Source organism: Planotetraspora thailandica, from assembly GCF_016863335.1.
Classification (GTDB): Bacteria; Actinomycetota; Actinomycetes; order Streptosporangiales; family Streptosporangiaceae; genus Planotetraspora; species Planotetraspora thailandica.
In genome coordinates this window covers 34,960-49,747 of record NZ_BOOR01000037.1, presented here as the reverse complement: position 1 = coordinate 49,747, position 14,788 = coordinate 34,960, and the positions used below count along the sequence as shown (strand labels likewise).

Genomic DNA, 14,788 nt, shown 5'->3' with positions numbered 1-14,788 from the left:
CCACCCATTCACGAGCGCTAGGCCATAGCCGCTGTGCCTTCGAGCAGCGTGGTGCGGATCTGTTTGCGGGACGCGATGCCGAGCTTCGCGAAGACCTTGCGTAAGTGCCATTCGACGGTGTGCGGGCTGATGAAAAGCTGAGCGCCGATCTCGGGGTTGGTCAGCCCGTCACCGGCCAGGCGCGCTATCTGCGTTTCCTGGGCGGTGAGAGTGGCGCCCGCCTCGGCGGGGCGTTTGCGGATCGTCTCGCCGGTGGCTTGCAGTTCGCGTCGGGCGCGTTCGGCGAACGCCTCGAGTCCCATTTGGCTGAGCATCTCGTAGGCGATGCCCAGTTGCTCGCGTGCGTCGAGGCGGCGGTTCTCCCGGCGCAGCCACTGGCCGTAGAGCAGCCGGGCGCGGGCGAGCGTGATCCGGACCTCGGTACGGCCGAGCCGCTCGATCGCCTCACGGTACAGATCTTCGGCGGCCAACCCGTCGCTCACCTGGGCACGCACCATCGCCGAGGCACCGAGGATCCAGTCGGTGCCGCTGGCCTGTGCGAGCTCGTGGAGGTGTTGGGCGGCTTCGGCGGCGCGGGCCGGCCGCCCGCTCCGGGCAGCTGCCTCGACGAGCTCGACCATGGACCTGGTGGCCACTCCGAGTTGCTGTGGGTGCGCGGCGCCTCGCTCGGCCGCGACGTAGGCCTCCTCGTAGCGGCCGAGGCCGTTGTAGAGCACCGCACTCGCCCATTGGGTGACGGTCTCCACCATCCCTTCCCCTTGCAGGGCCGGGTCTCGCGTGATCGTTTCGATCGCCTGGCGCGTCGCGGCCTCCCGGCCTCTCCACGGCTCAAGCATCAGGGGTACATATTGCGGGATGAAGCGACTGCCCGTCGTCTCACCGATCGTCGCAGCCTCAGCGGCCAGCGAATCCGCGACGGCAAGCTCGCCGGCCAGGGTCCGATTCGACACGAGCAGTACGAGAGCCGGTGACAGCACCGACAGAGCCCCCGTCTCGCGTGCCAGGTCGACCAGCCTCGCCGAGAGCACCGAAAAGCTGTCGAAATCCCAGACGTTGAAGGCCATGCCGGCCGCGAGCGGGAGCCAGCCAAGCCCTTCTTCCCGGGAGACCCCTTCGGTGCGGAAGGCGTCCAGGGCCTGCCGCACCATCGGCACGCCCGCCGCATAACCCTCGGTGGTCATCAGTGCCAGGCCGTTCAGGAGCAGATCGTTGCGCTCCGGTGGCGGCCCGGGCGGTGCGGCGAGTGTCGCCTTGGCGACGTCCACCAGTTGAGCGCCGCTCGGCAGATGGCCGGCGGTCATGGCCGCGTACAGCGCGTCGCGGTAGGTTTCGCGGGCCAGTCCGGCGTCCAGCGGCTCCAGTCGCTTACCCGCTTTGAGCAGCAGCGGCAAGGAGGTGCCGGCACTGGTGGAGGCGAACGCGATCTGACCGCGCAGCAGGGTGGACTGGGCGAGTTCGCGTTCGTCCAGGGGGCTGAGCTCGGCCGCGTCCAACAGTTCGAGCGCGGCGTCGAAACCCCCGGCCTGACACTTGGCCTGTGCCGCCGCCAACGCTCTGGCGCCGCGGCGTGCGGGATCGGGGGTCAGCTCGGCAGCCCGCTCAAGGAACGCGGCCGCCGCGGCGACTCCGCCCCGAGCCTGCGCCCGATCCGCGGAGCGCTCCAGCTCGGCGGCCACCGTCTCGTCGGGACTGGGGGTCGCGTTGGCCAGATGCCACGCCCGACGATCAGGATCCGACTGAGGATCGGTCGCGTCGGCCAGCGCACGGTGCACGTTCTGCCGATCCTGCGGGGCCGCCACACGGTAGGCCGCCGAACGTACGAGGGGATGCCGGAACCGCACCCGGGTCCCGATGATGATCAGCCCCGCCGCTTCCGCCGGCGCCGCGGCAGCCGCATCGATTCCCAGCAGCTCCGCCGCTCGGATCAGCAAGGTCACATCGCCTACCGGCTCAGCCGCCGCGATCAGCAGCAACTGTTGCGTCTCGGCCGGTAGCGACCGGACCCGCCGCAGGAAGCTCTGCTCGATCTGGTTCACCAGCGGCCGCGCGTCGGGCCGCCCGAACCCACCCGCCAGCTCCGCCGCCGCCAGTCCCCGCGGCAGCTCAAGCAGGGCCAGCGGGTTGCCCTGCGTCTCGGCGACGATCCGATCCCGGACCCGCTCGTCGAGTCGCCCGGGAGTCACGGAGTCCAGCAGGGCGCGGGCGTCGCCGTCACTCAATCGCCCCACCTCGAGCTGCGGCAGCCCGGTCAGCTCGTGTTCGAGGCCGGGCTCGCGCACCGCGAGCACCAGCCCGATCCGCTCCGCGAGCAGGCGTCGCGCGACGAAGGCGAGGGTTTGCGCGGAGACTCGGTCCAGCCATTGGGCGTCATCGACGAGGCAGATCAGCGGCTCTTTTTCGGCCACCTCGGCGAGCAGGCTGAGGACGGCGAGCCCGACCAGGAAGCGGTCGGGTGGGGTTCCCGCGCTCAGGCCGAATGCTGTCTCCAGCGCCTCGCGCTGCGGGGTGGGCAGGCGGCAGAGATGGTCCAGGAATGGGGCGCACAGCTGATGCAGTCCGCCGAAGGCCAGTTCCATCTCCGACTCGACGCCCGCCGCCCGGGCGATCCGGCAGCCTGAGGCGCTGTCTCGCACGTATTCCAGCAGCGCGGTCTTGCCGATACCGGCCTCGCCGCGCAGGACCAGGACCGAGCTGCGGCCCGCCTGCGCGGTCGCCAGGAGCTGATCCAGCGTCTCGCACTCGATCTGCCGGCCACGCAACTGCAACCGGGAATCCCTGCCGGCCATCAGCACCGCCCCGTCGATCGTCTACCGGGGAACGTTGGTCCCACTGCTACCGAGCGGCACCATGACGCGGGTTCCAGCGGCAGTGGGGGGGAGGCGCTTGTGGCGGCCACACCGTTGCGGCTCATGCGCTCACCCGTACCGTGCATCGCCGCTCGGCCGAAGACAGGGAGGAGGTCATGGGTTTCCACATCTGTCAGTGCTTCGACATAGATCGAAGCAACGTACGGTAAATGGGCAGCTGTGCTGGCGACTAAGTCGGGATCTGTTCCGATTGGGTGCGCGGGACAATGAAAGCAAGCGTGGGGGCCGTGGGGCGAGGCAGAACGACAGGCAGAAGTAGCCGGCGGATTCCGCCTCTCGCCGGGACGAGGGAGGCACGGGGTTGAGCGAGGAGGCGTCCTTCGGGGCCCTGTTGAGGGCCTACCGGCAGGCGGCGGACCTGACGATCGAGGAGCTCTCGCATGCCTCCGGGGTGAGCGTGCGGGCGATCGGCGATATGGAGCGAGGCGTCAGCCGCGGCCCGCAGCGCCGTACGGTTGCCGCGCTGGCCGAGGTGTTGCGTCTGCCACCCGAAGACCACGACGCCCTCATCGCCGCCGCCCAGGCCGGCCGGCCGCGCCCCGCCCCGTCTGCCGCCGGAATCTGTGAGCTGCCCCGGGGAGTGGGCGACTTCACCGGACGCGAGTATGAGCTCGGCTTGTTGCGCGAGCTGGCCGCCCAGCACACCGGTGGACATGGTCCAGCCGTCACCGCGACCGTATGGGGTGCGGCGGGGATGGGCAAGACCGCGCTGGCCGTGCACGCCGCCCTGCACCTATCCGAGACGTTTCCCGACGGCCGCTTCTACGTGGACTTGCGCGGCATGGACAGCGTTCCGCCGGCCCCGGGGACGGTGTTGTCGCGGCTGCTGAAGGCCTTGGGCGTGGACGAGCAGCGCATTCCGAGCGACGAGGAGGAGCGTGCCGGGCTCTATCGGGCGCTGCTGGCTGATCGACGGTGCTTGATCGTGCTGGACAACGCCGCGAATGAGGCGCAGGTGCGGCCGCTGCTGCCGTCCGGTGGTCCTGGGATGACCATCATCACCAGTCGCCGGTCGCTGGCCGGGCTGGAGGGGGTGCGGCAGATTCCGCTGGCCCAGCTGTCCAGTCAAGAGGCGGCGGGGCTGTTGCGGGCGATCGTGGGAGAGGCACGGACCGATGCGGATCCGCACGGCGTGGCCGAGCTGGCCCGGTTGTGCGGGAATATGCCGCTGGCGGTACGGATCTCCGGCAACCGGTTGCAGAGCCGGCCGGGGTGGACGATCAGCCAGCTGGCAGGGCGGTTGGGTGATGAGGAGCGCCGGTTGGAGGCCCTGGCGGTCGGGGACCTGGCGGTGGCCGCCGCGTTCGCGCTGTCCTACCAGCAGTTGTCCGGAACGGCACGGGTCGCTTTCCGGCGTCTGGCGCTGGCGGCCGCACCGGGGTTCGGGGTGCCGATGGCCGCCGTTCTGACCCAGGTTGACCTGTTCGAGGCCGAGAACGCGCTGGAGGAGCTGGTCGAACTGGGCCTGCTCACATCGCCGTACGCCGGCCGTTACGTCTTCCACGACCTGGTCCGGTTGTATGCCCGCGCCCGACTGGAGCAGGAGGAGCCGGTCGAGGCCCGGCAGGAGGCGCGCTTGCGGATGGAGGGCTGGCTGCTGGAGGTGGCCACGGTGGCAGGGCGCTGGTTCGAGCCAGGCTACGGCGAACCGCCGCCGGAGTGGCGCTCCCTGGTCACGCTCGACAGCCCGCAGGAGGCGAGCGATTGGCTGCAAACAGAGGGGACGGCCTGGCTGGAGGCGCTGCGTTCAGCGGACCGGCACGGAGAACACGCGACGGTGGTCGAGTTGGCCGAGTCCATGCACTGGTTCTCCGACCAATGGATTCAGTGGGGGCACTGGCGCGAGGTGTTCGAGCTGTCCTCCAGTGCGGCACGAGCCATGGACGACCGGCTTCAGGAGGCGGTGCACCTCAACTACCTGTCCTGGGCGCTGCATCGGTGCGAGGGTCGTGCCGACGACGGCGAGGCGGCCGCGTTGCGGGCGCTGGAGCTGGCCCGCGAGGCCGGCGACATACGCCAGCAGGGATGGGCGCTGCTGTATGCCAGCTGGGCCATCCGGGACGATCCGGCGAACCTGGAGCGCGAGCTGGACTACACCCGGCGAGCCGCTGATCTCCTCCTGCAAGCCGGGGATCTGGAGGGCTATCCCCAAGCCATGGCGAGTCACACCAGCGCCTTGCGGCGGGCGGGCAGAGTAGAAGAGGCCTTGGAACGCAGTCTGGCACTGGTGGCCATGCTGCGTGATCCTGCCTACGGCGGTTCCCCGGTCATCGTCAGCTTCAGTCTCGGGACCGCCCTGGACCGGCTCGGCTCTGCCTACCTCGCGCTCGAACGCTGGGAGGCGGCGGCCGACGCCTACCGGCAGGCGCTCCCCGAGCTACGCACCCACCCGATTCCCATCCTCCTGGGACGTACCCATCGCAGGCTGGGCACCGCCCTGCGGCAGGCGGGCCGGGTCGAGGAGGCCCGCCAGGCGTTGACCGAGGCGTCACGGCTATTGGAGGAATCCGGCGATACCGAGCAAGCCGCCGAGGCGGCCAAGGAACTTGAGGAGATCGCCGAACCTGGCGCACCAGACGCTGCTCGGTGACGCCGGGGCAGCCCCCCGCTTGGTCGCCTGAGCGAGGCCGCAGATGAGGGCACCCGGCCACACCGGTTCGTGACGCCGCGGCAGGTGGCGTCACCGCCGCCATGCCATCCGATCGTCTCGTGCGTTGTCACCGATCACAGCGACGACTTCAACGAGCAAGCCGACCGACGGTGTCACAGACAGCCGTGGCGTCCGGTCTTAGCCACGAAACCGAATCGGCCCCGTGGTGTGAGAGGGCGGACCATGAGGTTCCATATCGCTGGAGATCGACCTACTCGGCGCTCAATCGAGGGCGGCTCGCCGGGTGGTCACGGCTACGAGAAGCGTCGTGCCATGACGGGCGAGGAGGGGACGCGTTCCTCGTCATCGAGCCGGCCGGACGAAGGTCCGCTGTCGGTGGGCTTGCGCGCCCTTCCCCGTCCCGCAGCGGTGGTGGTAGGGGCCGGGGGAGTGTTCGGGGCCGCGCAGGTTGGCGCCGGGTACGCCTTGGAGCAGCGAGGATTCGTCCCGGACCTGATCGTCGGAACCTCGGTGGGCGCCCTCAACGGAGCAATCATGGCCGCCCACCCCGGCAAGGCCGCGGCATGGCTGGATCGCGTGTGGACCCGGCTGCGGCGCCGCGAGGTGTTTCCGCTCGGCTACCTGTCCTCGCGGGCCAGCGTCTTCGCCGATCGCGGCCTGCGCAGGCTGATCGCTCAAGCCGGACTGCCGTCGCGGATCGAACAGCTGGAGATCCCCTTCACCGCGGTGGCCACGGATCTGGCCACAGGTGCCCAAGCGGTGCTCGACCACGGAGATCTCGAGTCCGCGCTGCTGGCCAGCGCGGCCATTCCGGGGGTCCTGCCCCCGGTCGATCGGGAAGGCCGGAGGCTCGTCGACGGCGGGGTGATCGCCTATGTCCCGGTACGGGCGGCCCAGCAGGCAGGGGCGGCCAGCGTGGTGGTGCTGTCGGTCGGGCCGGAAAGCGCGCCGTTGCGCCCGACCATCCCGCCCCGGCGGGCCGCCGCGGTCGCCGCCAGGGCAGGGCTGCTGCTGTGGCACCAGCAGATCGAGCGCGACCTGCACGAGGTGTCCAGCCGGATTCCGACCGTCGTGCTGCCGACCGGCATCGAGACCTGGCCCGCTCCTTGGGACTTCGGCCATTCCCAGCAGCTGATCGATACTGCTTCCCTCGCGGCGGGCCGCTTTCTCGACGGACTGCGCATCAGTGGGCCTGGCCTGTATCGGGGGGACGATCCTCCTGCGACATCGGTCGGCCTGAACAAGGCGCGAACCGCTTCCGTATCGGAGGGCGGCCGATGAGCACCATCGCGTTCCTCAACATCCCGATGCACGGGCACGTCAATCCGACGCTGCCGGTCGTGGCCGAGCTTGTCCGTCGGGGCCACACCGTCACGTATCACACCTCGCCCGCGTTCTCGAAGGAGATCGAGGCCACCGGTGCGACCGTTTGCCTCTACCCCGGGGGTGATCAACCGCTCCCTGATCCGCCGATGCCGCTCACGATGCTGGACGGGCTCGCGCAAACGGCTGTCGGCCTGCTGCCCGGTGTGCTCTCCGAGCTGCGTGGGGTCCGGCCTGATCTGATCGTCCACGGCTCGGCCTGCCTCTGGGGCGCAGTCGCCGCCCGCGAACTCGGCCTGCCGGCGGCATCGTTGTTCACCACGTTTGCGTTCAACCGCTATGTGCCCAGCCCCACCCGCGCCTCGTGGGAGCTGCTGGCTGCGGCGGCGACCCGGCCCCGTAATGCCCTGAACTATCTGCGGTCGAGGCGGAGGCTGCGCCGCCGCTACAACACCCGTGGGTTGCCGTTTCTCGATTTGGCGAACGTACGCCAGCCGATCAACCTGGTCTTCACCTCGCGCGCGTTCCAGCCCGGCGTCGGTACCTTCAATGAGTCGTACCAGTTCGTCGGCCCAAGCATCGGTGCCCGTCCACATGACCCGTCGTTCCCGGCCGGTCGCCTGCAAGCCCCGGTGCTGTACGCCTCACTGGGCACGGTGTTCAATGCCGGCCCGCAGGTGCTGCGCAACTTCGCCACCGCCCTCGCGCCGCTGGGCGGCACCGTGATCATCTCCACCGGAGAGACAGATCCGGCCGCACTGGATCCGCTACCGGACAACGTGATCGCCCGCCGCTTCGTACCGCAACCAGACGTGCTGGCCCGTGCTGCGCTGTTCGTCACTCATGGTGGGATGAACAGCGTCAACGAGGCCATGTACGCCGGGGTTCCGATGCTGGTCGTCCCGCAGGGCGCAGATCAGCCGTTCGTGGCCCGGCGGGTTGTCGAGCTCGGCGCCGGCCTGTCGATCCGTACCCGGGACGCCACCGCGGGACGCGTGAACGCCCTCGCCCGACGTCTGCTCGACGAACCACGCTTCCGGGCCGCGGCGGAAGGCTTGCAGGTTGCCCAGCGCGAGGCCGGCGGCTATCTGCGCGCCGCCGACGAACTCGAGCACTACCTGCACCGGGTCAGCGGGCCGGCCCCGGCGGATTCGCCGCAGGAGCGCTGAGCGATGTCACCCGTCGTCCTGCTGCTGTTGTTGTCCGCCGGGCTGTCCGAGGCCGCCGGGCGGCTCCTGCCCCTGGTAGCTCGCCGGCCCAGAGTGTCGCGGTCCCATGCGATCCTGCTTCTGCTGACCGGGGCCGTGGTCGAGGGCGCCGTGTTCGCGCTGTGGCCACTGACCGCATGGACCCTTGCCGAGCTGATGCTGTCCGCTCCACTGTCAGCCGTCGCCGCGTTGGCCTGGACACCCGGCCTGGTCGCTCCGCTGCTTCTCGCCGCTGTCCTCGCGTTCCCGCTGCTCGGGCCCCTGCTGCACCTGCTGCTCTTCGTGGGGGTCGGGGCAAGCCTCGCCACCCCGCTCGCCGCGACGACGGGGCTGGGCTGGTGGGCTGCCGCCGGCTACGTGGCCATCGCCGGAGTTGGGCTCGGCGTCGCCGTCGAGGCGGTTCGACGCGTGGTCGTGAAGATCAGCGCCACAGGGGCGCAGGAGCTGGTCGCATGATCGAGTTTCCGCTCTTTGCCCTGGTGCTTGGTCCGGTCCTGCTCGCCGAAGCTCTGCTCGCCCGCTACGAGGTGATGGCCTACGCCGCCGGCTGGCGGACTCCGGCCACCGACCTCCCACAGGGCATGCCCTATGCCCGGGGTGCGGACCCCGATCGTCCTCCGGACGCCTACCTGGTCTATCTGGACGGCATTGGGAAACGGTTCTTCCGCGACACCCGCGACGGCGGCAAGCTGGTCAAGGCCCTGATCGACGGAGCGCCGGAGCTGCGGGTGCTGGGTCAGGTGCAGCCCTACTCTCCGCTGGCCGACCCGCTCGTCAACCGGCCCGTGTGGGAGTGGCTTCGCCACAGGATCGGGCTGTTGCTGTTCCTGCACAACGTCATGCAGATCTTTGTCGCAGCCGACCGCCGGTACCGTCCCCTGTACAACCGCGCCGTGGGCGCCCAAATCGCCGACCAGCTGCGCCTTGCCGGTTACCGGCCCGACAGCGGCATACCCGTGGTACTGCTCAGCTACAGCGGAGGCGCCCAGGTCGCGACCGGCGCGGTCGAAGAACTGCACACCCGGCTGCGCGCTCCGCTCCTGCTGATCACCATCGGTGGGTTCCACAACGGCGCAAACGATCTCACGCACGCTGATCACCTGTATCAGCTCACCAGTGAAAGCGACTGGATTGAGCGGGTCTGCACCTGGATCTTCCCTCAGCGTTGGCGGCTGTTTCGCCGCAGTGAATGGAACCGGGCCCGCCGCGCCGGAAAGATCACTGTGCACCGGCTTGACCCGGCCACCCACATCGGGCAGCACAGCTACATCAGCCCGGAGGCGCAACTGCCCGATGGCCGCAGCTACCTCGACCGCACCGCCGACACTGTGCTCGCACTCATCCGGCGCGGCGCGACCGCTGCGACAGATGATCCGTCGCCTGAGGGGCCGACCGGGGCGCGCAGCGCAGGATGGCGTTGAAAACCGCGTTCGCCGAAAGAGCTTGACGCAGGCGAAACAAACGGTTCGAGCCGGCAACCAGAACAGGAGCCATCTGCTCTACGGCAGCGCCATCACCTCACACGATCGCACCTGGCGGGGAATCTGGCTCCCAGGATGGAACCGGGGGGATTGGGCAGTTCCCGCACGCCTCGCAGCTGAGGGCACGTAACTCCAGCCGACGTAACCAGCTCACGGCCTCGCGCGAATCCTCGGTCTCCGACACGCGGGTCCAGATGCTCGGCCTCCGGCCTCGCCTCATCGGGTGCTCGCTCATCACGAGCGCTGCGGTGGACGCCCACTGCACCACGACGGCGCACGGCGACAGGCGCGCATAGGGATCATAGGGATTCTCCAGCCGATGGTGCGCCAGCACGTCGCACAGGCCGTCGAGTAACTCTCTCCAAGTGCTGCCGTTGCGGAACTGCGTGCTCGTGCCGAACCCTTCACCGCTGGGACTACTCACCGACACGGCGATGCGCACCGGGCCGCGAAGACATTCGCGCCGCCCCGTCACAAACCCGAGTGGCTGCGCGGTCTTGCTGATTACCACGACAGAGAGGCAGTTGCATGAGCAAGCACGTTCTGGAAGCAGCGGCGCAGGAATTCGCCGACGCTGCCGCAAAACCCCCCTTCCTGTACGAGCTCGGGCCCGATCGTGCTCGTAAGGTGCTCGACGACGTCCAGGGCGCTCCGATCGACAAGCCCGACGTCCAGGAAAAGTGGATCATCGTCCCTGCCGTGGTCGGAGAGGTGCGGGTCCGCATCGTCAAGCCGGTCGGCGCCGAAGATCAACTGCCGGTCGTCCTGTACGTCCATGGAGGTGGCTGGATCCTCGGCGACGCCGGCACCCACGACCGGCTCGTGCGGGAACTGGCCGTCGGGGTGAACGCCGCAGTCGTGTTCGTCGAGTACGACCGCTCGCCCGAGGCCGTCTACCCGGTCGCGATCGAGCAGGCGTACGCGACCGCACAGTGGATCAGCAGGTACGGGGCCTCCGAGGGCCTCGACAGCTCTCGACTCGCCGTCGCGGGGGACTCCGTCGGCGGGAACATGACCGCGGCCCTCGCCATCCTGGCCAAGCAGCGCGGCGACGTGAGCTTCGTGCACCAGTCGCTGTACTACCCCGTCACCGACGCGGGCCAGGACACCGACAGCTACCGCGAATTCGCCGACGGGCCGCATCTGACGGCCAAGGCCATGGCGTGGTTCTGGGACGCTTACCTGCCCGAGAAGGACAAGCGCGGCGAGATCACCGTGTCGCCGCTGCGGGCGACCGTCGAGGAACTCGCCGGACTACCCGAGACCTTTCTCATCGTGGACGAGAACGACGTCCTGCGCGACGAGGGCGAGGCCTACGGTCGCAAGCTCATCGAGGCCGGAGTTCGCACCACGACCGTCCGCTACGACGGCACTCTCCACGACTTCATGATGCTCAACCCCGTGCGCGGGACCGCCGCCGCGACTGCCGCGATCGAGCAGGCGATCCACGTCCTCCGCAAGGCCCTCGGCCGCTACTGATCAGAGAGACGGAATCATGACTCAGCAGAAACCGACCGTCGTCCTCGTGCACGGCGCGCGGGGTGAGGATTCATGAGCGGCGCATCCGTGCCGCCTGCCTCGGCCGAGCCGAAACAGGTCGAGGCGCAGCGGGGCTCGTTCGGTCTCGGGACCGCCTCCGCGCTGGTCGTCGGATCGGTGATCGGCACCGGCGTCTTCGCCCTGCCGTCCGCGCTGGCGGGCTTCGGGCCCATCTCGCTCGTCGCGTTCGCACTGGTCACCGTCGGCGCACTGGCACTCGCCTTCACCTATCAGGCGCTCACCAAACGGATACCGGGGTCCGGCGGACCGTACCTCTACGCGAGGGACGCGTTCGGCGACTTCGCCGGGTTCGTCAACGCGTGGAGCTACTGGATCACCGCGTGGGCGGGCAACGCGGCCATCGTGGTCGCCTGGGTCGGCTATGTGGAGGTGTTCTGGAACACCTCCCACGACAAGGGCTGGTCCATCGTGATCGCCCTGGTCGGGCTGTGGATTCCCGCCGCGGTCAACCTGAGCGGGCTGCGCGGCATCGCGGTCATACAGGGGCTGACCACGGTGCTCAAGTTCATCCCGCTGATCTTCATGGCCACCGCCGGCCTGCTGTTCATCAAGTCGGCCAATTTCGGCGCGTTCAACGCCAGCGGAGGCTCGGCGATGGGCGCGATCAGCGCGGCGGGGGCCATCGCGCTGTTCTCCTACATCGGCATCGAGACCGCCTCGGTGGCCGCCGGGCGGGTCCGCAACCCCGGCCGCAACGTGGGCAGGGCGACGGTGCTCGGCACGGCGGCGTGCGCGCTGGTCTACATCCTCGGCACGCTCACCGTGTTCGGCACCGTCTCCCACGGCGCGCTGCTGACGTCGACCGCGCCGTTCACGGACTCTGCCAACGCGATCTTCGGGGGCCACTGGGCGGGCGACGCCGTCGCCGTGGCCGCGATCATCTCGGGGGCGGGCGCGCTGGTCGGCTGGACGCTCGTCGTCGGGGAGATGCCGCAGGCCGCAGCGGCCGACGGTCTGTTCCCCCGGCGTTTCGCCGCCGACAGCAGGATGGGCGTCCCGGCGTTCGGCATCGTCATCGGGACCGTCCTGGCCTCGGCCCTCACGATCGTCAGTTACACCAGCTTCGCCACGGTCTTCACCACGGTGGTGTTGTTGTCGGTTCTCACGGCGGTCATCCCGTACCTGTTCTCCGCGGCGGCGCAGCTCTACTGGCTGATGACCGAGGGCCGCCGGATCCGGGCGGGGCATCTCGCGCGGGACATCGGAGTCGCGGCGGTCGCGCTGCTGTTCAGCTTCTGGGCTCTGGCCGGCAGCGGCTACCAGGCCGTCTACTACGGCCTGTTCTGCCTCCTGCTGGGAGTGCCGTTCTACATCTGGCTCAAGGCGGGACGCGGCGAGTACGGCGAAACGCCGGTGCGTCCTCATCTGGCCACCGGAATTCTGCCCACGGAAGGCGCACACCGATGACCCTCACGACCCCCGCTCCCGGCAGCGTCACCGTCGGCATCGGCTCCGAGATCGGGCCCCTCCGGGAGGTGATCGTCCATCGCCCCGGGCTGGAGATCGACAGGCTCACCCCCGGCAACATCACGGACCTGCTTTTCGACGACGTGATCTGGGGCTCGCGCGCCCGCAGCGAGCACGACGCGTTCGTCGAGGCGTTGCGCGAGTACGACATCGAGGTCCATCTGTTCGGCGACCTGCTCGCCGAGGCGCTGGCCACCCCGGACGGCAGGGCGTACGCGCTCGGTCAGGTCTGCACCGACGACCGTTTCGGCGCCGCCCTCTCCGCCCAGATCAGGGCCCTGCTTGGCGACAGCGATCCGGAAACGCTGGCGCGGTACCTCATCGGGGGCATCACCAAATCCGACCTGTCGCCCCTGGGCCGTCCGAGCCTCGCATGGCAGGTCCTCGACATCGAGGACTTCGTCCTGGCTCCGCTGCCCAACACGCTCTTCCAGCGCGACAACGCGGCCTGGATCGGAAGCGGGGTCACCGTCAACCCGATGGCCAAGGCCGCCAGGCGCCGGGAATCGATCAACACGCGGACCGTCTACCGCCACCATCCGGCGTTCCGGGACCTGGGTTTCCCGATCTACCTGGGTGGTGACGACGCCGACCGGGCTCCGGCGACCCTCGAGGGCGGCGACATCCATGTCGTCGCGCCCGGCGTGGTGCTGGTGGGCATGGGGGAGCGCACGACCCCCACGGGTGTGGAGGCGCTCGCCCGGCGGCTGTTCGCCACCGGCCAGGCCCGCCTCGTGCTGGCCGTCGAGCTGCCCAGGGCCCGATCCGCGATGCACCTCGACACCCTGCTCACCATGGTCGACTTCGGCACGTTCGTGGCTCACCCCTACCTGGACTGGAGCGGGGTCCGCTGCTGGCGGCTGACCCCCGCTGACGACTCCGCTGACGACTCCGCGGGCGTCGACGTCCAGGAGACCGTGGGCCTGACCGGCGCGCTCAACGGGGTGCTCGACAACGAGGTCCGGCTGCTGACGGCCGACGAGGACAGCCGTACGGCGGAGCGTGAGCAGTGGAACGACGCCGTCAACTATCTGGCGATCGCGCCGGGAGTGGTCATGGGCTACGACCGCAACGTCGTCACCAACACGATGTTGCGCCGCCATGGCATCGAGGTCGTCACCCTCGCAGGGAGCGAGTTGGGCCGTGGCAGGGGCGGGGCACGGTGTATGAGCTGCCCGGTGCGCCGCGACCCCCTCTGATCCCCGCACGGCCGCGCCTCCGATCCGCGCCCGATTTGCTTCTCCCTGCTTCCAGAAAAGAAGGCACCATGACGTCGAAACGCCACCCCGGGTCGCTGACCAAGGACCTCGACCTGGACAAGGATCAGTTCCTCGGCCTCGTCGAGCAGGCCGCACGGCTCAAGCGCGACAAGTTCCGCGGCGAGGAACTGCCCCGGCTGAACGGCGCGGACATCGCGCTCGTCTTCGAGAAGAACTCCACCCGGACCCGATGCGCCTTCGAAGTGGCGGCGCACGACCAGGGCGGCCACGTCACCTACCTGGGGCCGGAGGGCTCGCACTTCGGCCGCGAGGAGTCGACGGCCGATACGGCGCGGGTGCTGGGCCGCGTCTTCGACGGCATCGCCTTCCGCGGGTTCGCCCAGGACACCGTGGAGGAGTTGCTCGAACACGCCGGAGTGCCCGTGTGGAACGCCCTGACGGACTCCTGGCATCCCACGCAGACGCTCGCCGACGTCCTCACCATGACCGAGCACTTCCCCGGTGATCTCCGGGAGATCGCCTACTGCTTCACCGGCGACGGGCGGAGCAACATCGCCCGCTCGCTGCTGGTGACAGGCGCCCTTCTGGGGATGGACGTGCGGATCGCGGCTCCCACCGGGCTGCAGCCGCCGGCCGACGTCGTCGCGACCGCTCAGGGGGTCGCGAAGGAGAGTGGAGGCCGGGTTCTGGTCTCCGACGACGTCGAGACCGCCGTGAGCGGCGCGGACTTCGTCTACACCGACGTGTGGGTGAGCATGGGCGAAGCCGACGAGGAATGGGCCGCGAGGATCCCCTCCCTGCTGCCCTACCGCGTCACAGAGGAGCTTCTGGACGCCACCCGCAATCCCGGCGTCCGGTTCATGCACTGCCTGCCCGCGATCCACAACCGTGACACCGTCCTCGGTGCCCGGCTGTACGAGCGTTTCGGGCTTGATGGGGCCGAGGTGACCGAAGAGGTCTTCGAGTCCGCCCGCTCCATCGTGTTCGACCAGGCCGAGAACCGGATGCACACGATCAAGGCCCTCCTGGTCCAGGCCCTGGGGGACTGATC

10 protein-coding genes are annotated in these 14,788 nt (G+C 69.5%); 9 read left to right on the top strand and 1 reads right to left on the bottom strand.

All coding sequences use genetic code 11. From position 1 onward, the window contains the following. Positions 1-17: 17 nt before the first annotated feature. Complete coding sequence (locus Pth03_RS24275) at positions 18-2,786, bottom strand: helix-turn-helix transcriptional regulator (RefSeq protein WP_203946677.1); 2,769 nt, start codon at positions 2,784-2,786, stop codon at positions 18-20. A gap of 382 nt (positions 2,787-3,168) precedes the next feature. On the opposite strand from Pth03_RS24275, the gene Pth03_RS24270 reads away from it, so the two are divergent. The 9 genes from Pth03_RS24270 (at position 3,169) to argF (ending at position 14,786) form a co-directional block, all read left to right on the top strand. After that, complete coding sequence (locus Pth03_RS24270; RefSeq protein ID WP_203946676.1) at positions 3,169-5,457, top strand: helix-turn-helix domain-containing protein; 2,289 nt, start codon at positions 3,169-3,171, stop codon at positions 5,455-5,457. 333 nt (positions 5,458-5,790) lie between these two features. Next, a complete protein-coding gene (locus tag Pth03_RS24265) occupies positions 5,791-6,759 on the top strand; it encodes a patatin-like phospholipase family protein (protein WP_203946675.1) in 969 nt (322 codons plus the stop codon). Further along, on the top strand, positions 6,756-7,970 hold the full coding sequence (locus Pth03_RS24260) for a macrolide family glycosyltransferase (protein WP_203946674.1): 1,215 nt from the start codon (positions 6,756-6,758) through the stop codon (positions 7,968-7,970). Before Pth03_RS24265 ends, Pth03_RS24260 begins: the two co-directional genes overlap by 4 nt. Positions 7,971-7,973: 3 nt before the next feature. Further along, positions 7,974-8,465, top strand: coding sequence for a hypothetical protein (locus tag Pth03_RS24255; protein WP_203946673.1), 492 nt, complete (start codon positions 7,974-7,976; stop codon positions 8,463-8,465). Further along, a complete protein-coding gene (locus Pth03_RS24250) occupies positions 8,462-9,430 on the top strand; it encodes a hypothetical protein (protein WP_203946672.1) in 969 nt (322 codons plus the stop codon). Before Pth03_RS24255 ends, Pth03_RS24250 begins: the two co-directional genes overlap by 4 nt. 588 nt (positions 9,431-10,018) lie before the next feature. Continuing rightward, a complete protein-coding gene (locus Pth03_RS24245) occupies positions 10,019-10,969 on the top strand; it encodes an alpha/beta hydrolase (RefSeq protein ID WP_203946671.1) in 951 nt (316 codons plus the stop codon). Positions 10,970-11,041: 72 nt separating this feature from the next. Further along, entirely contained in the window at positions 11,042-12,457 is a 1,416-nt protein-coding gene (locus tag Pth03_RS24240) for an amino acid permease (RefSeq protein ID WP_203946670.1), read from the top strand. After that, entirely contained in the window at positions 12,454-13,716 is a 1,263-nt protein-coding gene (locus Pth03_RS24235; RefSeq protein ID WP_203946669.1) for an arginine deiminase, read from the top strand. The genes Pth03_RS24240 and Pth03_RS24235 overlap by 4 nt, the downstream gene beginning before the upstream one ends. A gap of 68 nt (positions 13,717-13,784) precedes the next feature. Next, complete coding sequence (argF, locus tag Pth03_RS24230) at positions 13,785-14,786, top strand: ornithine carbamoyltransferase (RefSeq protein ID WP_203946668.1); 1,002 nt, start codon at positions 13,785-13,787, stop codon at positions 14,784-14,786. The last annotated feature ends 2 nt before the right edge of the window (positions 14,787-14,788 follow it).

Coding starts and splice junctions, on each gene's coding strand:
- Pth03_RS24275 (WP_203946677.1), bottom strand. CDS start 2,786: ATGGCCGGCAGGGATTCCCGGTTGCAGTTGCGTGGCCGGCAGATCGAG.
- Pth03_RS24265 (WP_203946675.1), top strand. CDS start 5,791: ATGACGGGCGAGGAGGGGACGCGTTCCTCGTCATCGAGCCGGCCGGAC.
- Pth03_RS24260 (WP_203946674.1), top strand. CDS start 6,756: ATGAGCACCATCGCGTTCCTCAACATCCCGATGCACGGGCACGTCAAT.
- Pth03_RS24255 (WP_203946673.1), top strand. CDS start 7,974: ATGTCACCCGTCGTCCTGCTGCTGTTGTTGTCCGCCGGGCTGTCCGAG.
- Pth03_RS24250 (WP_203946672.1), top strand. CDS start 8,462: ATGATCGAGTTTCCGCTCTTTGCCCTGGTGCTTGGTCCGGTCCTGCTC.
- Pth03_RS24245 (WP_203946671.1), top strand. CDS start 10,019: ATGAGCAAGCACGTTCTGGAAGCAGCGGCGCAGGAATTCGCCGACGCT.
- Pth03_RS24240 (WP_203946670.1), top strand. CDS start 11,042: ATGAGCGGCGCATCCGTGCCGCCTGCCTCGGCCGAGCCGAAACAGGTC.
- Pth03_RS24235 (WP_203946669.1), top strand. CDS start 12,454: ATGACCCTCACGACCCCCGCTCCCGGCAGCGTCACCGTCGGCATCGGC.
- argF (WP_203946668.1), top strand. CDS start 13,785: ATGACGTCGAAACGCCACCCCGGGTCGCTGACCAAGGACCTCGACCTG.